This is a genomic window from Arthrobacter pascens (assembly GCF_030816475.1).
GTDB classification, from domain to species: Bacteria; Actinomycetota; Actinomycetes; order Actinomycetales; family Micrococcaceae; genus Arthrobacter; species Arthrobacter pascens_B.
In genome coordinates, this window is sequence record NZ_JAUSXF010000001.1 from 3,267,147 (window position 1) to 3,284,524 (window position 17,378).

16 protein-coding genes are annotated in these 17,378 nt (G+C 65.0%); 8 read left to right on the forward strand and 8 right to left on the reverse strand.

The window, feature by feature from the left end; all coding sequences use genetic code 11:
- Nucleotides 1–19: 19 nt before the first annotated feature.
- The gene (locus QFZ40_RS14910; RefSeq protein WP_306905358.1) at nucleotides 20–379 is read right to left on the reverse strand and encodes a hypothetical protein; all 360 of its coding nucleotides are present in this window, start codon (nucleotides 377–379) and stop codon (nucleotides 20–22) included.
- Nucleotides 376–1,389: an NADP-dependent oxidoreductase gene (locus tag QFZ40_RS14915; RefSeq protein ID WP_306905359.1), complete on the reverse strand. Its 1,014-nt coding sequence runs from the start codon at nucleotides 1,387–1,389 to the stop codon at nucleotides 376–378. The genes QFZ40_RS14910 and QFZ40_RS14915 overlap by 4 nt, the downstream gene beginning before the upstream one ends.
- 93 nt (nucleotides 1,390–1,482) lie before the next feature.
- Between QFZ40_RS14915 and QFZ40_RS14920 the strand changes: the two genes are divergently transcribed.
- On the forward strand, nucleotides 1,483–2,061 hold the full coding sequence (locus QFZ40_RS14920; protein WP_306905361.1) for a TetR/AcrR family transcriptional regulator: 579 nt from the start codon (nucleotides 1,483–1,485) through the stop codon (nucleotides 2,059–2,061).
- 126 nt (nucleotides 2,062–2,187) lie between these two features.
- Here QFZ40_RS14920 and QFZ40_RS14925 read toward each other — a convergent pair whose 3' ends face one another.
- A complete protein-coding gene (locus QFZ40_RS14925; protein WP_306905362.1) occupies nucleotides 2,188–3,600 on the reverse strand; it encodes an amino acid permease in 1,413 nt (470 codons plus the stop codon).
- A 50-nt stretch (nucleotides 3,601–3,650) separates the two neighbouring features.
- Nucleotides 3,651–4,763, reverse strand: coding sequence for a histidinol-phosphate transaminase (hisC, locus tag QFZ40_RS14930; protein WP_306905363.1), 1,113 nt, complete (start codon nucleotides 4,761–4,763; stop codon nucleotides 3,651–3,653).
- 93 nt (nucleotides 4,764–4,856) lie between these two features.
- On the opposite strand from hisC, the gene QFZ40_RS14935 reads away from it, so the two are divergent.
- From QFZ40_RS14935 to QFZ40_RS14950, 4 genes are all read left to right on the forward strand, one after another.
- A complete protein-coding gene (locus QFZ40_RS14935; protein ID WP_306905364.1) occupies nucleotides 4,857–5,360 on the forward strand; it encodes an Lrp/AsnC family transcriptional regulator in 504 nt (167 codons plus the stop codon).
- 119 nt (nucleotides 5,361–5,479) lie between these two features.
- Nucleotides 5,480–7,141: a thiamine pyrophosphate-binding protein gene (locus QFZ40_RS14940; protein ID WP_306905366.1), complete on the forward strand. Its 1,662-nt coding sequence runs from the start codon at nucleotides 5,480–5,482 to the stop codon at nucleotides 7,139–7,141.
- A gap of 389 nt (nucleotides 7,142–7,530) precedes the next feature.
- On the forward strand, nucleotides 7,531–8,436 hold the full coding sequence (locus tag QFZ40_RS14945; protein ID WP_306905367.1) for a hypothetical protein: 906 nt from the start codon (nucleotides 7,531–7,533) through the stop codon (nucleotides 8,434–8,436).
- A 1,230-nt stretch (nucleotides 8,437–9,666) separates the two neighbouring features.
- Nucleotides 9,667–10,422 carry a hypothetical protein gene (locus QFZ40_RS14950; RefSeq protein ID WP_306905368.1) on the forward strand — a complete coding sequence of 252 codons (756 nt, stop codon included), beginning with the start codon at nucleotides 9,667–9,669 and terminating at the stop codon, nucleotides 10,420–10,422.
- A 63-nt stretch (nucleotides 10,423–10,485) separates the two neighbouring features.
- Here QFZ40_RS14950 and QFZ40_RS14955 read toward each other — a convergent pair whose 3' ends face one another.
- A complete protein-coding gene (locus tag QFZ40_RS14955) occupies nucleotides 10,486–10,875 on the reverse strand; it encodes a hypothetical protein (protein WP_306905370.1) in 390 nt (129 codons plus the stop codon).
- Between QFZ40_RS14955 and QFZ40_RS14960 the strand changes: the two genes are divergently transcribed.
- Nucleotides 10,874–12,040: an HD domain-containing phosphohydrolase gene (locus QFZ40_RS14960; protein WP_306905372.1), complete on the forward strand. Its 1,167-nt coding sequence runs from the start codon at nucleotides 10,874–10,876 to the stop codon at nucleotides 12,038–12,040. The genes QFZ40_RS14955 and QFZ40_RS14960 overlap by 2 nt on opposite strands.
- Before the next feature lie 20 nt (nucleotides 12,041–12,060).
- On the opposite strand, the gene QFZ40_RS14965 is transcribed toward QFZ40_RS14960, so the two are convergent.
- The 3 genes from QFZ40_RS14965 to QFZ40_RS14975 all read right to left on the reverse strand — a co-directional run bounded on the left by QFZ40_RS14965 (nucleotide 12,061) and on the right by QFZ40_RS14975 (nucleotide 14,664).
- A complete protein-coding gene (locus QFZ40_RS14965) occupies nucleotides 12,061–13,137 on the reverse strand; it encodes a methyltransferase (protein WP_373427477.1) in 1,077 nt (358 codons plus the stop codon).
- Nucleotides 13,138–13,403: 266 nt separating this feature from the next.
- Nucleotides 13,404–13,982: a hypothetical protein gene (locus QFZ40_RS14970; protein WP_306905374.1), complete on the reverse strand. Its 579-nt coding sequence runs from the start codon at nucleotides 13,980–13,982 to the stop codon at nucleotides 13,404–13,406.
- A gap of 10 nt (nucleotides 13,983–13,992) precedes the next feature.
- Complete coding sequence (locus QFZ40_RS14975; protein ID WP_306905375.1) at nucleotides 13,993–14,664, reverse strand: hypothetical protein; 672 nt, start codon at nucleotides 14,662–14,664, stop codon at nucleotides 13,993–13,995.
- A 574-nt stretch (nucleotides 14,665–15,238) separates the two neighbouring features.
- On the opposite strand from QFZ40_RS14975, the gene QFZ40_RS14980 reads away from it, so the two are divergent.
- Nucleotides 15,239–15,970: a response regulator transcription factor gene (locus QFZ40_RS14980; protein WP_306905376.1), complete on the forward strand. Its 732-nt coding sequence runs from the start codon at nucleotides 15,239–15,241 to the stop codon at nucleotides 15,968–15,970.
- 157 nt (nucleotides 15,971–16,127) lie between these two features.
- The gene (locus QFZ40_RS14985; RefSeq protein WP_306905377.1) at nucleotides 16,128–17,345 is read left to right on the forward strand and encodes a sensor histidine kinase; all 1,218 of its coding nucleotides are present in this window, start codon (nucleotides 16,128–16,130) and stop codon (nucleotides 17,343–17,345) included.
- Nucleotides 17,346–17,378: the final 33 nt, after the last annotated feature.

Below are 17,378 nucleotides of genomic sequence, written 5' to 3' on the forward strand. Positions count from 1 at the left end.
GGGCCAGCTCAAACAGGCGTCAGCCCGTGGGCCCGACCATGACAGTCGCTTCCTCGATGCGCTCGAAGCGTCCGTCCGGACCCAGACACGCGAAGACGTAGACCTCGTGGACGACGCGCCGGCCATCGGCACCGAGCAAATCGATGATGTGGCGTTCGGCGTAGCGGCTGCCGTCGGTGATTTCGTCCAGGACGGTTATGGTGACGTCCCGGGTGTTGCTCCGCAGGTGCCTGATGCGGGCGAGAAATCCGGCCCGGTCATCCCATTGCCCGTTGATCCGCTGGCGGAAGCCGGGCGCGATGTGCCGGTCGGCTGCCTCGTCCACGGGAAGATCGTGATTCTCGAGGAGGTCCGCGATGGCGCTTCTAAGTGTGGTCATCGCACCGTGAGCACAATCTTGCCCCGGATGTGTCCCTGGGCCGCCCGCTCGTGCGCTTGCCGGGCGTCGGCGAGCGGGAACGTGCTGTCAACGGCAACGCGTACTGTGCCAGCCTCGATGAGGCCCGCCAACTGTTCCAACTGCCGGCCGTCGGAGCGCACCTGGGTGGACGAGACCACCACTGCGCGTTCGGCGACCTCTTCGGGGTCAAAGTCCGCGAGATAGACCGGGAACAGCGCGCCGCCGCGCTTCAGCGTGCGGAGGAAGCGACCACTATGGGGACCGCCGACGGTATCAACGACGAGGTCGACGTCGCGCGCAGCCTCTTCGGGGCGGTTCTTGGTGTAGTCGATGAACTGGTCGGCGCCGAGTTCCCGCAGGAATTCTTCGTGCTCTCCCGACGCGACCGCGATGACGTGCGCGCCCTTCCATTTCGCAAGCTGGACGGCGAAGTGCCCCACGCCACCAGCGGCGCCGTTGACCAGCACCGTGGTGCCGGAGTCAATCCTGACCGGGCGGTGCTGCTCGGCCTGGAAAGGCGAGGGATGGTCGTGTCCCAGCTCGACGAGGAACTGCCATGCGGTCAGCCCGGACATTGCTGCACCCGCGGCGTGCAGGTGCTCGATGCCCGCAGGCTTGTGCGCGAGGTCTGAGGCCGGCACGGTCACGTACTCGGCATAGGCGCTGCCCTGGAGGCTGGTGGGGAAGCGGACCAGGCCGAAGACTTCTTCGCCCTCCTTGAAGCCCTCGACGTCGCCGGCAACAGCCTCCACGACGCCTGACACATCGGTGCCCAGGATGATGGGCAGGCTCATGGGCGGCAGCATCTCCCGCGGCACGCCGGGCATGCCCTCGCGCATGTACCAGTCCGGAGGGTTGACGCCTACCGCGGAGACTCGGACGAGCACCTCGCCCGGCCCCACCTCGGGGACTGGCACCTCCTCGTGGCGCATTACTTCGGGGCCGCCGAAGTGGTGAATTCGAATCGCCTTCATGGTGTTCGCGGGCATTGTGTGTCCTTTCAGTGGCCTGCCTGTACGATTAGTGGAGCAGTGCTCCGAATTTACTGGAGCACTGCTCCGGTTGTCAAAAGGAGATGTGGGATGCGTGTCGACGCTCAAAGAAACTATGAGCACCTGCTCGATACTGGCCGCGTTGTTGTCGTCGAGCAGGGAGCTGAGGCATCACTGCGCGACGTCGCCCGCCGGGCTGGCGTTGGATTGGGAACGCTTTACAGGCACTTCCCGTCACGCGAGGCCCTGCTTGAAGCCTTGCTGCGTGAAAGCTTTGACAAGCTGGCAGCGCAGGCAGCCGAGCTTGAGGCGGCAAGCGCACCCGCGGACGCGCTCATTGTCTGGCTGCGCGACTTCGTCGCGTTCTCCCACATCTACCGGGGCGTCACGGAGATGATGATGGCCGCCATCGAAAACACGGAGTCCGCGCTCCATGCCTCATGCGTCAGGCTGCGCGGCGCCGGTTCGCAGCTGCTCACCCGCGCCCAGGCCGCCGGCGCCGCCCGTCCCGACATGGATGGCACCGACCTGTTCGCGCTCGTCACCGCACTCGCCTGGCTCGCCGACCAACCCTCAAGCGCCGCACGCGCCGATCATCTCTTTGACATCATCGCAAGCGCAATCCTGGCACCGGGAGCAAGCAGCGATCCGCGATCCGAGTCCGCCTGACCGGGGCACTTGCGCCCTCCGGGAGAAATGGGCCTTCACCACTGAACGTCGGAGAGCGCGCCCGGCCAAAGCCGGACGCGCCCTCCGCGTGCACCGAACCCCATGAAGTGGCTCGCAGAGCCAAATTCAGTCGATGAGCACCGGCTGCTTGGCACCGTCCGGAGATTCGACGACCGGCGCAACTTTGCCGTTCCGGTGATGCAGCCAGTTAGCCATGGCCAGCAGTGCCACCAGTCCGAAGGTGCTCAGGAGCTGGGGCCGGGAGTCCTCGCCGATGAATCCCACCGTGAAGATCGCGACGAGGATGACCAGACCAAACACCGTGAGCCACGGGAAGCCGGGCATCCGCAGGGGAAGCTCTGTTCCTTCACGATCGGCGCGGAGACGCAGCGCGAGCTGGGCGAGGAGCGCGTACGTCCACACCAGCAGGCATGTCGAGCCAACAATGTTGAGCAGGACGGGAAGGACCTTTTCGGGGAAGGCCAGTTCCAGCACCACCGTGACAACGCCGAAGGCGACGCTGGCCAGAACCGCAACAACAGGTACCCGGGCCTTGGACACCGAAGCGAGCAGACGCGGCGCTTCACCCCGCTCGGCCAGGGAGAACGCCATCCGGGAGGCACCGTAGAGGTTGGCGTTGAGGGCGGACAGCAGCGCTGCGACGGCTACCAGGGTGATGGCGGTGGCCGCGCCGGGCATGCCGGCGGCATCCAGCACGGCGGCGAACGGGCTCTTCAGCCCCGCCGAACCCACGGGAACCACTGCAGCGATCACGAAGATCGCACCGATGTAGAACACCAGGATGCGCCACAGCACCGTCCGGACTGCCTTCTTTACGCTGCGGGCCGGCTCGGCCGTCTCAGCTGCGGCCACGGAGACGATCTCGGTGCCGCCGAACGCGAACGCCACCACGAACAGTGCCGTGGCAATCCCGGCAAAACCGCTGGGTGCGAACCCGGCACCGGTGAAGTGGGCCAGGCCCGGCGACTGGACGCCCGGCAGCCAGCCGAAGAGCAGGGCGGCGCCCACCAGCAGGAACCCGACGATGGCCGCCACCTTGAGCAGGGCGAACCAGAACTCGAACTCGCCGAAGTTCTTCACACTGGTCAGGTTCACGGCGGTGAGCACCACGATGAACACGAAAGCCATCAGCCACACCGGCAAGGCCGGGAAGATGGTGGCCAGCAGGCCCGCCGCACCCAGCGCCTCGGCCGCGATGACCACCACCAGCTGCAGCCACCACAGCCAGCCCACCGTGGCACCGGCCACCGGCCCGTACGCCTTGGCGGTGTAGACGGAGAAGGCACCGCTGTCCGGGTTGGCAGCGGCCATCTCGCCGAGGGCCCACATCACCAGGATGATGAGCGTGCCGGCCACGAGGTAGGAGATCAGCACCGCCGGGCCGGCAGCCTGGATGCCCGCGCCGGAGCCGATGAAGAGGCCCGCGCCGATGGCGCTTCCGAGCCCCATCATCGTGAGCTGGCGGGGTTTGAGGGCGGCGCCGAGGGCGCGGGCAGACGTCCTTGTCTGTTGTTCCATGGGGATTCCTCTGGTTGTGGGACGGATTGGTGCGAAAGGTCAGTCGGTGTTCAGGCCGCGTGGGCTGCCAGGAGCCGGAGCACGCGGTCGTTGGAGGCGGGATCGGCAACGGTGATCCGCACGCCGTCCCCCTGGTACGCCCGGACAAGGATACCTGCGTGGTCGAACGCGTCCAGCAGCCTCGCCCGGAGGTGGTCATCGGCGCGGATCCACAGGAAGTTGCCCTGGCTCGGCTGCAGTTTCCAGCCCTGGGCTTTCAGCTGCGCGGCCATCCGTGCGCGCTCCTGCTTCACGGCGGCCACCCGCGCCTCCATCTCCTCCCCGGCGTCCAGCGAAGCGACGGCCGCCTTCAGCGCCATCGCGCTCACGGCGAAGGGAAGGGCTGTCCGGCGCAGTCCCTCAGCGACGGCCGGCGCCGCCACGGCGTATCCGACGCGCAGCCCGGCGAGGCCGTAGGCCTTGGAGAAGGTGCGCAGGATGCAGACGTTCGGGTACCGCCGGTACAGCGCCAGGGAATCGGGGCCGCTACCAGCTTCGGCGTATTCCACGTAGGCCTCGTCGATCACCACGAGGATGTCCGGGCGGACGGATTGGAGGAAGGCCTCGATGCGTTCGTGGCTGATCGGCACTCCGGTGGGATTGTTGGGGGTGCAGAGCAGGATCACCTTGGTGCGGTCGGTAACGGCAGCGGCCATGGCATCGAGGTCGTGGCCCTCAGCGTGATCCAGCGGGATGCGGACAGGCCGGGCGCCCGCCAGCTCAACCAGGATGGGGTACGCCTCGAAGGAGCGCCACGCGAAGACCACCTCATCCCCGGCGTCGCACAGTCCCGTGATGATCTGCTGGAGGACGCCCACGCTGCCGGGCCCCGCCGCGACCTCCGCGGCGCTGACACCCAGGTGCCGGGCAATCCGTTCGCGGAGTTCGACGGCGGCACTGTCCGGGTAACGGTTCATGGTGCCGGCCGCTTCGGCCACCGCAGCGGCGGCAGCGGGCAGCGGCTCGTAGTGGCTTTCATTGCTGGCCAGGGCTGCGATGTCCATGCCGGCGCTGCGCCGGCCCGGCACGTAGGGCGGAAGTCCGGCCACCGCATCACGAAGGGTGGGAAGCGCGGTGTCCGGCAATGCAGTTGCAGAGGCGGTCAGGAGTTGATCACGGGTCATGAGGACCGATCATGGTTGTGACCCGGCCCACAATGCAAGATACCCTCAAGCCATTGGGACTTCTGCTCAACTTCTAGTGACTGTGGTGAAAATATGACCATCCCCAGCCCCCGCACCCTCGATTCCCTCGACGGCAGGATCATCCTGGCCCTGGACAAGGATCCCGAAGCCAGCGCCCTGGCACTCTCCCGGACACTCGGCGTCGCACGCAACACGGTCCATGCCCGGCTGGCACGGCTCGAGCGCAGCGGCGCCCTCCGCTCCTTCAGCCGCAGGCTGGACCCCGCGGCCCTTGGCTACGACCTGATGGCCTTCCTGTCACTGGCCATCAGCCAGACGAGGACAGGTTCCGTGGAAAACGGGCTTGCCGCGATCCCGGAAGTCGTCGAGGTGCACGCCACTACCGGCGACGCGGACCTCATGGCCAAGGTGGTGGCCCGGGGTACGGCCGATCTCTACCGCATCACCAACCAGATCCTGGAAATCGAGGGGATCCAACGGACCAGCACGGCCATTTCCGTGCTGGAACTCATGCCGCCCCGCTATGACGGCCTCCTGAACCGGCTGTCAAAGCAGGAATCACGCCCTTCGGACTAGGAGCGGGTGACCCGCGCCACAGATGGGCAAATTTTCACTCCGTGCCTCTTCATCTGCCAAATATCCCAGCCTGTTTCCGCTCTCTTGCCTATCCGGGAGCCACGCCACAAGATTCCTGCATGACTTCACTTACCGTCTCCGGCCGCGTAGCGCAGGTTCTCAGTAGCTACCTCAGCGACGTCTTCGGCGTCATGGGCAACGGAAACGTCCACTTCCTCGACGCCGCGGAAAAGCTGGGCCTCCGCTTCTCCCCCGTGCGCCATGAAGGCGCCGCCCTCGCCGCGGCCGACGCCTACTACCGTGCGTCAGGACGTCTCGCAGCGGGCACCACAACCTACGGCCCCGGCTACACGAATGCACTGACCGCCCTCGCGGAGGCGGTCCAGGCCCAGATCCCCGTCGTGCTCGTCGCTGGGGACGCTCCGAGCACCGGCGCACGGCCTCAGGACGTGGACCAGGCAGCGATTGCTGCGGGCCTCGGCGCGGCCACCTTCACCGTCACCCGCGATGCCGCGGGCTCCATCACCCGGCAGGCGGTGGAGTACGCGCTCACCAAGCGGACCGCCGTCGTGATTGCCATTCCGTACGACCTCGCGGCGCTCGAGGCTGCGGACGAGGAACTTCCGGCGCCGTTGGCACCTCAGGTGACGGACGACGTCGACGGCGGCCTTGGGCAGGTAGCCCGCCTGCTCGCCGCGGCGAAGCGGCCGCTGATCCTGGCCGGCCGCGGTGCGCATCTCGCCGGAGCCGGCCCGGAGCTCCGGGAGCTCGCCGACGGCCTGGGCGCGCTGACCGCCGGAACGGCCCTGGCGCTCAACCTCCTCCAGGGGGACGGGTACCTGGGCGTCGCGGGCGGCTTCGGCACGGATACTGCGGCAGGGCTCATGGCGGAGGCTGATGTGGTTCTCGTGGCCGGGGCGAGCCTGAGCCCCTTCACCATGCGGTTCGGGCACCTGCTCGGCCCGGACAGCACGGTAATTCAGATCGACATCGCCCTGGAGCCGACGCATCCCAGGGTGGACACGTTCGTCAGCGCGGATGTGAAGGCTGCCGCGGGACGCCTCCTCCAACTGCTGAACGACGGACCTTCCACGGGAGGAGCCTGGCGCGCGGAAGCCCGCAAGCGCCTGGCCGAAGGACCGGGCCACCAGGCAGGCTCCGCGGAGACCCCGGACGGCCGGTTGGACCCGCGTTCCCTTGCCACGTCACTGGATGCCATGCTGCCGGAGCGCCGCACAGTGGTCCAGGATGGAGGGCACTTTATGGGTTGGGCACCCATGTATTGGCGCATCCCGCGGCCCCAGGACCTGGTGATGGTGGGTACGGCCTACCAGACCATCGGGCTGGGCCTTGCCAGCGCAGTCGGGGCGGCCCGTGCCGTGGAGGACGGCCGCACCCTGGTGCTGGCCTCCGGCGACGGCGGTTTCCTCATGGGCCTGTCCGACCTCGAATCGCTCGTCGGCGCGGCAAGGAGCGCCGTCGTCGTGATCTACAACGATGCCGCCTACGGAGCCGAAATCCATCAGTACGGCTCGCAGGGGCTGACCGAAAAGCCCATGCTGATCCCCGAGGTGGACTTCAGCGGCATCGCCCGCGCGCTCGGCGCCGAGTCTGCGATCATCCGCTCGCTGGCGGACCTTGATGAGCTCACGGACTGGATCGACGACGGCGCCAACGGAACTTTCGTGGCCGACTGCCGGATCACGTCGAGTGTCCGGGCCCCGTGGATGAGTGAGTGGATGAAGGCCAAGCAGGAGGGGAAGGCGGCGGTGGCGGGGTAACCAAATTGGCCAATTCGTAGAGCTTGGCAACCGCTTCTTGGGACTGGGCTTCCAGTGCGCGCTACCGGGAGTCAAGTCCCAAGGCATCGGATCCGGAATGGCTATCTAATCCAGTTTGGCCTCTTGCCCTTCAGTTCAAATCAAAGTGACGAGTCCATTGTTCGTGATGAACTCATCCTCGATCGGGCTGCGGCGAATTCCACAAAATTGCATCAAGATCTTTGCAAGATTTCCCTAGTAAAGACCACTTATCGCCACAGCATTAAGACAAGATTCATTGGGTTGGGGAGCTGGCCTGCAGAAACAAGGCCAAAGCTCGCACCGGGTTAGCGATTTTCAACATAAAGGTCATGAGTGCGGAAAGCCAACGATTCTGTCATCATCATCACATGACTACACCAGAGCTTCCGGGGGCAAGCTCTCAGCAGACTGTGCCCCACCAGCAACCGCAATTTCCGCCTATGCCGCCTATGCCGCCGAACTACGGTCCACCCGGCGCTTCCGGCCCGCAAGAGTATGCGAAGGCAAAAAAACAGCGAAATACTATCGGGCTCGTCGCACTTATCTCTGCAATTGTTGGTTTCATCTTCGCGTGCATGCCCGGCGCTCTCATTATCGGTTGGGTCTTGCTGCCCATTGCGTTTATCCTGGCAATTGTTTCCCTATTCTTGAAAGACAAAGCCAAGGGAATGGGCATCACAGCCCTGATCTTGTCGATCGTGGGAACCATCGTCGGCTTTGCTGTTTTCTTCTCCGTTGTCACCTCGTCCGCCAAGGACGCTTTCGGCAGCGGCGACACTAAAGTTTCGGCACCTACTGCTGAAGCAGCTGGTGATGCTCCAGCAGCAGCAAAGCCGGCCGCCAAGGCCGGAACGCGTGAAAATCCTTCCCCAATCGGCTCGGTCGTGGAGTCTAAGGACTGGAAGGTAGTGGTTAACTCGGTCACCCTTGCGGCTTCCGATGCAGTCGTAGCGGCCAACCGGTTCAATGACGCTCCTGCTGCGGGCTCGGAGTACATCCTGGTGAACTACTCGGCAACGTACGTCGGCGACGACGCCAATGGAGAGACACCTTCCTTCGTCTCTGTGGCTTACGTCACCGCCGACGGTAAAACCATAAATGCGTACGACCACAACGTCGTTGCACCTGAAGAGATAGACAGCAACACCCTCTACAAGGGCGGCACTGCAACGGGCAATATCGCCATTCAAGTGCCAACCGCAACAGCTGGCCAAGGTGTCCTCGCCGTCCGGCCGGGCATGATGGCCGACAAGGTCTTCGTCGCCGTCAAATAGTTTCGTCCACAACAAAAGCAAGGCCTCCGGCAGTCGCTGGAGGCCTTGCTTGGTTGTGGTGCATGACTCGTCTTCAGACCATGTTCGACTGGCCTACAGGCCAAAATAGTGGCGCAAACAGCAAGCAGTGACACTCAGCCCGTCGCCGGCGAAATTGTTAGACCCGCTCCCTGAGCAACTCCTCGTTCGCCAGGTCCCGCTCCTCCAAGTCCCCGACGACGGCATCGACGCGCGCAGGAGCATCTCCCCGCGACGGACAAGTTGCCGGCCACACGCTCATTCCCAGTGGCGGCGTTGTGGCGAACGGGCGGCACTCGGTCTAAGGCGTGTAACTCTTTTTGCTACTGCGGAAGCCTCCCGCCGCGGGGCTGTCTGTGTCGAATCACGAACCAGGCCGCAGCAGACGCGGCTAAGAAGCCTACGCCGGTCATTAGTGGCAACGGGGAAGAGCTGTCGGCGCTGGATGCTTGATCCGTAGCCACCTTGGGTGCCATGGATGCTGATGACGAAGTCGCAGCCGATGACGTTGGGCCCACTGAAGCGGTAGCTGCCATAGCCTGGGCGTCCTCCACTGGGGATGCCGGCTCCGGAGGCGACGGCGCAAGGCTGGGTGCCGCTTCCCCCCGTGCATCCGCAGAGGCAACGGGTGGCTCGGCTGCCGGTGCGTGGTACCCACTGCGTTGCGGCGGAGCATAGACAGGTACAGGCACCGGTCTGACGGGAGCCGGAATGGGAGCAGGGCCTTCGTTGACCGGCGCAGTTATGGGATGAACGGGAGCTGGCTCCACTGGAACAGCCGGGGCGGGCGCAGACGCCGCCCCTGGCTGCTCCCCTGGCGGGCCGGGCTCAGGCGGCGTGTACGGAGGTTCCACTATCGGCGCCGGAGTCGGCTCGTCCGGGACCTGCCGGTCGCCGGGGTCGTAGCAATACTTGATCCCGTCGGACATCCAGCAGACATATTCGGCATGCGCCGGGCCTGGCGCCAGCACCAAGGCGGCTGCGGCAAGCACAGGGACCCCGACGGCGCGCCACAACCGATTAATCCCCACGTCAGTTTCCCCCAAAACTCCGGCCGCACGCGGCATTGGTTCGAGCGTACCTGCCGGAAGGGCGAAATGCTCGGGAGTCCGCGGGCCGGGCTCCGGCCGTGTGAAACAAAATGAGGCAGTTGCCCCATGCCCTTGCTGCAGCCCGGTCCTAGGCTCGGGCCATAGAGAAAAGGAGGCGGCAATGACCATCTACCAGCCGCAGTCATCAGCAGAGGCAACACCGAAACTTGCCGACCTTCCCGAAGACGCTGCCGAGCATTTCGCCGGCTACGCCGTCCTGGGGCTACCTTTGACCAGCGGCCACTACCTGGCCTTCCGGGATTTTCCCACGAGCTCCGTTGGCCCCGGCTACCGCGCCGTCTGGCACCGCACGCCCGCCGGCGAATGGACCATCTACGCCAACGCCGCGCCCGAGCTCAGCTGCGCCCGTTACTTCGGGGCGGCCATCCACCATACAGTGGAGACCGACGTCGACATCCGGTGGAGCGGGCCTTTCACCGCCGTGATCACGGTTCCAGGCGTTGTTGACTGGCGCCTGCAGCTGGGGACATCGGCGGCCACCACGATGCTGACTGCCATGGCCGTGCGGATGCCGGAAAGTCTGTGGCGAAACGAGCTGGTACTCCGGGCCATGGGAGCATTCGCCGGCCCGCTGCTGAACGCCGGCAGGATGAAAGTCTCCGGTGTGGTGCCCAACGGCCAGACGTTCCAGGCCCAGCCGCGGCAGTTGTGGCTCGTGACGGATTCCCAGGCCATCATCCGGAATGAGGACGCGGGAGTTCCGGGTGCGTTGGCTGTACAGGATCACCTGGCGGACGTCTGGCTTCCGCAACGTGGACTGTTCGGAGCGCAGCTGAGGATGAGGTACCCGTCCACGGCCCGTTCCGCCGGACCACGTCTTGCCCAGGCACGGACCGGGAAGGACCAGGCCGCATAATGGCCGCCGCGTGATCCCTACTGCCTTGGCTGACGGCTTCCTAGAATGGCAGGTGTGAAGCAGTCATCGGCTGAGCCCCGCCGCAGCGAAGTCCTGGCCGCGCTGTCGCTCGCCATTGACCTGGGTCTTGGCCAGCCGATGGAGCATATGCTGCGTGCGTCCCTGCTGGCGTTGCGGATCGCCGGGGCAGCGGGCGTTGACGTCGCCGGCCAAGGCAGGATCTACTACGCCAACCAGCTGGCCTGGGTCGGCTGCCACGCGGATTCCTTTGAACTCGCCGCGCTGTTCACGGACGATATCGCCTTCCGCGCCGACTACTACAACCGCGACCAGCACGGCCTGCCCATGTATGCCGGCATGTTCAGCCACGCCGGCGCCGGCCTCCCGCCGCTCGCCCGTGTTGCCTACTGGACGCGTTTCGCGGCGACGGGGCAGCGGGGCGGTGCGGACCATGATTGCCTCGCATTGCGTCTCCGCCGGGGTATTGGCCAGCAGTGTAGGGCTCGACGACGGCGTGGCAGGACTGCTCACCCACACCTTCGAGCGGTGGGACGGCAAGGGCCTGCCGGAGGGCACGTCAGGGCCGGACATCCCGCTGGAGATGCGGATCATGCATCTCGCGGACACGGCCGAGGTCTTCCTGCGGAGGGAAGGCGTGGCCGGTGCCGTGGCCATGGTGCGGGCGCGCCGCGGCAGCCAGTTCGATCCAGCACTGGCCGGGCTGTTCATCGACCAGGCCGAGGCACTCACCGAAGGGCTTCTCGACATCGACTGCTGGCAGGCGGCCTTGGATCTGGCTCCCAACGACGCTCCCCTGTCCGGCCCCGAACTGGATGCAGTGCTGCGAGCGATCGGCGACTTCGCGGACCTCAAGTCCCCCTACACGGCAGGACACTCCCGTGCAGTGGCGGCCCTTGCCGCTGCCGCGGGCGAGGAGCACGGGCTACCTGCCGACGACGTCGCGGAGCTCCGTCGCGCAGGCTGGGTTCACGACCTGGGCCGGCTGGGGGTGTCCAACCAGGTGTGGGACAAGAAGGACCCGCTCTCCGGGCTGGAGCTGGAACGTATCCGAATGCATCCGTTCCTGGGAGAGCGGATCCTCAGCCGCGTGCCCGGGCTAAAGGGCGAGGCCGCCCTCACCGGCTCACACCACGAGCGGCTCGATGGGTCCGGCTATCCACGCGGGATCAGCGGAACGGAGCTGGGGATAAAGCAGCGGATCCTGGCGGCTGCGGACTCCTACCACGCCTCCCTTGAGCCGCGCCCGCACCGGCCAGCGCTCACCCAGGCCGATGCGGCTGCCAGGCTCCGGCAGGAGGTTTCAGTCGGCAGGCTCGCCGCGGAAGCTGTGGAGGCCGTGCTCGTGGCCGCCGGCCAGCAGCCCCGCCGTCCGCATGCCCCGGTGGGTGGACTCACACCGCGGGAAATGGAGATCCTCGGCATGCTGTGCCGGGGAATGACACCGGCCGAGATCGCCGGCGCACTGTTTCTTGCCCGGAAGACCGTCCGCAACCATGTGGAGCACATCTACACCAAGATCGGTGCAACCAACCGGGTGGGTGCCACCTTGTTCGCGATCAGGAACGGCCTGACCGAGTACGGGATCGCGGCCAGGTAGCTGCCAGCTGTGGGCGAGGACTATCGGGGAACAAGCCGCCACAGGGACGTGACCTCGGCCGTGCGCGCCTCGAACAGAGGATCGTCACGGTCCGATGCCTTCGGATGCGTTGGCTTGGTGTCCAGCCGTTCAACCACCTTCAGCCCGGCCGCCTCGATGGCGGCCAGCAGATCCTCACGCGTCCGCAGTCCAAGGTGCTCGGCCAGGTCGGAGAGGACAAGCCAGCCCTCACCGCCCGGCTCCAGATGGTCGGAGAGTCCATTCAGGAAGCGGAACAGCATCCTGCTCCCGGGATCGTAGACGGCGTTGTCCAGGCTGGAATGCGGCGTGGCCGGAATCCAGGGCGGGTTGCACACGATAAGCGGCGCCTGTCCGGGCGGGAACATGTCGGTCAGGACGGCCTCAGCGCTGTCCTGGACGCCGAGGTTCCGGAAATTCTCAGCGGCGCAGGCGATGGCACGCGGTTCATTGTCCGTCGCCACCACGCGGTGGACGCCGCGGCGCGCGAGGACGGCAGCGAGCACCCCCGTGCCGGTTCCGACGTCGAACGCCAGCGTGTCAGAGGGCAGCGGAGCGACGGCCACGAGATCCACATACTCACTCCGGGTGGGGAAGAACGTGCCATAGTGCGGATGGATGCGGCCCTGCAGGGCATCCACGTAGACGCCATTCCGCCGCCACTCGTGGGCGCCAATGGCCCCGACAAGCTCATGCAGGGACACAACGGAAGGTTCGCCGATGTCACCGTACGCTTCAGAGGCGGCCTCCCGGATGTCCGGTGCGCGGCGCAGCGGCACCACCGGGCCCGGATCAAGAGGAATCAGCAGCAGGCCGAGAATGCGTGCACGATGCGAGGCGGACTGGCGGTGCCGGTAGAACTTCTCGGCCGGAGTTGCTGCGGTCTCTTTCTTTCCGGTGCCTATCCGCCGGTCCATGGCGTTGAGGATCTGCCGTGCGTTGTGGAAGTCACCGTGCCAGAGCATCGCGATCCCCTGTGACGCCATGCGATTCGCATCGTCGGCCGTGAGGGAGTCGGAGACCACTTCGACGCGCGTCGGCGCCGGTCTGTCGTTCGCCGAACGCCATCGCGCGGTCATGGTCTCACCAGCCTCGACCCAGCTGACGACGGCGGGATCATCCACCGCGGCTGTGCGCGGGGGCTTGTGGGCCGACGTCGGGATTCCGACGGGAGCTGGCGTGTCGCTAGTGATAAAAGTCCATTCCAAGAGTCCGGGGCCGATCGGAGACTGATTATTGCGGCGGTGATCCACGACGTGGAAGGCGACTGCCCAGGATTCCGGACCGTCATCCGGCCACGAACCGAGCTTGGTGGATGGCCGCTGGAACCATTCACCCTTCATTGTCAGGATACAGGTGTGTCGTGGTCGCCACCTGCCGGCCGACCACGATGGGCATCCAGCAGGCGGATCTGTTCGCGCAGCTGGCCCTCCACGGCGTCAACGTTCCTCAGCCGGACCGCTGAGAATGCAAACACAGCAACCCCCAATATTGCGGTGGCCACGGCGCACAATAGGAAAAAGTGGCATCCGGCGGGATCACGGAAGATACCGTAGCCATCGAAGAGGATGACCACCGCTGTGCCGGCCGGCAGAGCCCGGAGGGCCAGCGAGTACGCCCTCCTCTGTTGTGCGAGTTCATCTCGCCAGTCACTGAACAGACTGGCCAGTGGCAGGACTCCGAAGCGGAGCGCATAGTTCAGCTGGTCCTGGTGTTCCTCCGGCAGGGCGGGCAGCACGCGTGCCGGTACTGGTTTCAATACCAGAAGGATTCCCGCAACGAGCAGTCCCACCGCGGAGGACAAGTGATCTAGGTAGGTGGTGCCTGGATAAAGATCCAGGCACAAGACCGTGCTGCTCGGCAGAAGAGTGACGAAACATGCTGCGGGAAGCCACGGCAACCCGCTTGCGGCTCCCCTTGACATGTCACTGGCCTTAGCTGATGACGGGGTTCGCCGGGCTGACGGCGGCCCGGACCCTTGGGTGGTTGCGGGCGAAGCCCCAGCGCAGGCTGATCACAGCCATCCACAGCACGACCAGCAGGAACGGCCAGAGGAAGAAATCCTCGTTGGCGGGAAGTCCGGTTGTGGCGAGCACAACAATGCTCGTGGCGCCGATAGCCATGCCGGCCCAACTCAGCAGCCGTCCGAGCGCGCGGGTAACCAGCGCCGCGGCAGAAGCGAATAGCGCAAACACTCCCAAGGGCAGAAGTTGCACCAGGTGACCGGCTCCATCAAGGTCAATCAGGGCTCGGGCGAGCTCCGGTGAGATGTCGTTCCGAAGGACGAACACAGTCATGACAATCGAGATGGAGACGAGACACACCATGATCGCCGCGATCCCTCCAACGAGCGCAGTGGCCGCAAGCCAGCCGGCGTTCCGCAGCCGCGAGTACAGGTAACCAACGAACATTATGAAGGCCAACTGAGCGAGGACCACCACAGCAAACGCCACGTGAGACCACGGGTTCTCGGCGATTCTCTGCTGCTCATCCAGAATCAGCTGTCCGGGCGATTCCGCACGGTTAGAAGCCTCACCCACCAACGCGCTGCCAACGTTGGCCAGCAGCACGAAGGCTGCTCCGCTGAAGGCTCCGACTCTATCCATGGCGGTTATGGCTCCTCTTGGCGTCGGCTGCCCTGCGCCCCTATCGCCCCCGGATTTTGTTTCGTTTGCTGGTTCTGGACGGGTTTTCATGATGATTCCTTTCCCTTTGGTGGCGGCGCCACTTTGCTGGCTCATCTGTAGGTGAGGCGGCGGAACTTCCAGAGTTCCGGTGAGCCTTGCAACGGCCTGGCAGCATAATTCTGTTGACTTGGGACTTCCCGCCAGTCCGTTGATGTTGGAGGTACTGTGCTTTCCCGTGCGCTCTCGGAGGGCACTGTCCCCATGAGGCCGAGGCTGAGGCTGATGGTCACCCATGCTGTTCGTTGTCTGGATTTCCACGCCATCGGGGGCTCCTTGGGTCTTTCTCGTCCATGGCCTTCTTTTTCATGGAGTTGATAGCCATCAGTGTTGATCACGGAACGTATGCGGCGCGTCGACCCCCGGTAGCCTTTCCGATGTACATCAGGCGGGATGCTGCGCTGCCATCAGCTACATCCCACGGCGTAGCGACGCCCGGTCCCCCGGGTTCATTTTGGCCGTGGCTTTTCAGCGCGGGGATGGATAATGTCCACTCATGGATGGCACACGAAGCGGTGCGCCCGCGTCGGCCGGTGAAGCCGACCGCCGCCTCCGTGTGGTCCTTGTCGATGACGAAGCCCTGATCAGGGCAGGACTGGCGCTGCTGCTGGAGTCCGAGCCCGACATGGTGGTGGTCGGGGAGGCCGGCGACGGCCGCGCCGGCGTTGAAGCGGTCGCGGGGCTGCAGCCCGACGTCGTGGTGATGGATATTCGCATGCCAGTCATGGACGGCGTCGCCGCCACCCGTATCCTCACCTCCGAGGAGTTCAATTCCGGCCGCACTGAAGCCATACCGGTGCTCATCCTGACTACCTTCAACGAAGATGAAGCTGTCCATGCCGCCCTGCGTGCGGGGGCCTCAGGCTTCATCCTCAAGAACTCGGCACCACGCATCCTGGCATCCGCCATCCGCGCCCTTGCCGAGGGAGCGGGCTGGCTTGACCCGAATGTCACCCGCAAACTCCTCGACGAATTCTCCAACAGGCCGGAGCCCTTTCTGCCCACCCCTGCGGAGTTGGATGAGCTGACCCGCCGTGAACGGGAAGTGCTTGCCGCGATAGCCATGGGCATGAACAACACCCAGATAGCAGCGAAGCTCTTCCTGAGCGAGGCCACGGTGAAAACGCACGTGCACCGCATCCTCATGAAACTTGGCGTGGCGGACCGGGCGCAGGCCGTGGCGGTGGCGTACCGGTCAGGCCTCGTCAAGCCGGATGGCCGTTCCTAAGCCTTGGGTCTGGGAAACCCCAGCGACATAGGCGCGGTTGAACCCGCAGATGTACGTCATTGCCATACCGGGGATGGATGAAGTCAACTATGCGCGGGCGCAGACTAGGGATAGAGACGGAGCCGCCTGTCTCTATCCCTCGGTGATGAGGTGGGTAATGGTCCAAGGACATTCACTGGCAAAGACTACAAACCACAGCCCGGCGCGGGCCAATAGGGCATTCGGCTTTACAAGGGCGGATCTCGCAGTCGTTCTGGTGGCATTCGTCATCGAGCTGTCGGCCTTTATTCCGGCCGCTTCCGGTTCACTGTCAGGAGCCATGGCCGTGACAGCTGTTGTTTACGTAGCGTCCGGCTTCATCGCACTCCGCTGGAGGCATCGCGCCCCGATACTGGTTTTCGCCGTTCTTTTGCTGCATCAATCACTCTTCGTGCTCTTTTTCACTCCGAACTATTTCAACTTCTCGGACTTTTTCCATGTTCCGTATATGCCGGTCATGGCGGTGCTGCTGGCGTTGGCAGCAGTGGCATCCGATCGGCCTTTGCGGCATTCCCTGGCAGCCTGCGTTACCGCAATTGCCCTTCCCGTCCTTATTTCGTCACGCGGGACGCCCTTTGAGGACCTATGGTTCATCGGGACAGGGGCCGCGTATATGGGAGGGGCCTGGGCTTTCGGCCGTTTTGTGGCGCGAAACCGTCTCCGCATCAGTGCATTGGAAGAAGAGCGGCGCAAGGCTGAAGCGGCCGTAGCGCAGGAACGCGCCCATATCGCCGCCGAACTGCACGATATCGTCTCGCACGCCGTTACGGTGATGATGCTGCACGCAGCTGGCGGGCGGCGGGTCATAGATACCGATCCCGAACGTGCGGCCCAGGCCCTGGACGTGATCGAGTCCGTCGGCACTGAGGCGACGCAGGAACTTGCCCGCCTTCTGAGACTGCTGAAGCCACACGGTGGGACGGTGGACGAAGAACAGCAAAGCCCGCTGCCGACGCTGAACGACATTCATGGGCTGATAGAGCCTGTCCGTTCAGCGGGAGTGCAAGTGGATGTGAGGGCATCCGGGGAGTCAGGAAAACTTGACCCCAGCGTAGGCCACGCTGCATACCGCGTGGTGCAGGAGTCGCTGACGAACATCTCCAAGCACGCCGGATCAGGAACGAATGCGCTCATCGACCTTCGGTGGGAACCCCGTACGCTGACCCTCAACATTTCCGACGACGGAGGCGGCAGGCCCGAGAACCGTGTTGACGGCACGTCAGGCTATGGGCTCTTGGGGCTCAGGGAGAGAGTGGAAGTCGCCGGGGGAAGCATCGAATGGGGGCCCAGGAACCAGGGGTTCTTCCTGAGTGCCCGCCTCCCATCGTCACCGTAGCGCGCGGTTCCCGGCGCGCCTAGGTGCCGGTTC

Coding starts and splice junctions, on each gene's coding strand:
- QFZ40_RS14910 (WP_306905358.1), bottom strand. CDS start 379: ATGACCACACTTAGAAGCGCCATCGCGGACCTCCTCGAGAATCACGAT.
- QFZ40_RS14915 (WP_306905359.1), bottom strand. CDS start 1,389: ATGCCCGCGAACACCATGAAGGCGATTCGAATTCACCACTTCGGCGGC.
- QFZ40_RS14920 (WP_306905361.1), top strand. CDS start 1,483: ATGCGTGTCGACGCTCAAAGAAACTATGAGCACCTGCTCGATACTGGC.
- QFZ40_RS14925 (WP_306905362.1), bottom strand. CDS start 3,600: ATGGAACAACAGACAAGGACGTCTGCCCGCGCCCTCGGCGCCGCCCTC.
- hisC (WP_306905363.1), bottom strand. CDS start 4,763: ATGACCCGTGATCAACTCCTGACCGCCTCTGCAACTGCATTGCCGGAC.
- QFZ40_RS14935 (WP_306905364.1), top strand. CDS start 4,857: ATGACCATCCCCAGCCCCCGCACCCTCGATTCCCTCGACGGCAGGATC.
- QFZ40_RS14940 (WP_306905366.1), top strand. CDS start 5,480: ATGACTTCACTTACCGTCTCCGGCCGCGTAGCGCAGGTTCTCAGTAGC.
- QFZ40_RS14945 (WP_306905367.1), top strand. CDS start 7,531: ATGACTACACCAGAGCTTCCGGGGGCAAGCTCTCAGCAGACTGTGCCC.
- QFZ40_RS14950 (WP_306905368.1), top strand. CDS start 9,667: ATGACCATCTACCAGCCGCAGTCATCAGCAGAGGCAACACCGAAACTT.
- QFZ40_RS14960 (WP_306905372.1), top strand. CDS start 10,874: ATGATTGCCTCGCATTGCGTCTCCGCCGGGGTATTGGCCAGCAGTGTA.
- QFZ40_RS14955 (WP_306905370.1), bottom strand. CDS start 10,875: ATGGTCCGCACCGCCCCGCTGCCCCGTCGCCGCGAAACGCGTCCAGTA.
- QFZ40_RS14965 (WP_373427477.1), bottom strand. CDS start 13,137: ATGACCGCGCGATGGCGTTCGGCGAACGACAGACCGGCGCCGACGCGC.
- QFZ40_RS14970 (WP_306905374.1), bottom strand. CDS start 13,982: ATGTCAAGGGGAGCCGCAAGCGGGTTGCCGTGGCTTCCCGCAGCATGT.
- QFZ40_RS14975 (WP_306905375.1), bottom strand. CDS start 14,664: ATGGATAGAGTCGGAGCCTTCAGCGGAGCAGCCTTCGTGCTGCTGGCC.
- QFZ40_RS14980 (WP_306905376.1), top strand. CDS start 15,239: ATGGATGGCACACGAAGCGGTGCGCCCGCGTCGGCCGGTGAAGCCGAC.
- QFZ40_RS14985 (WP_306905377.1), top strand. CDS start 16,128: ATGGTCCAAGGACATTCACTGGCAAAGACTACAAACCACAGCCCGGCG.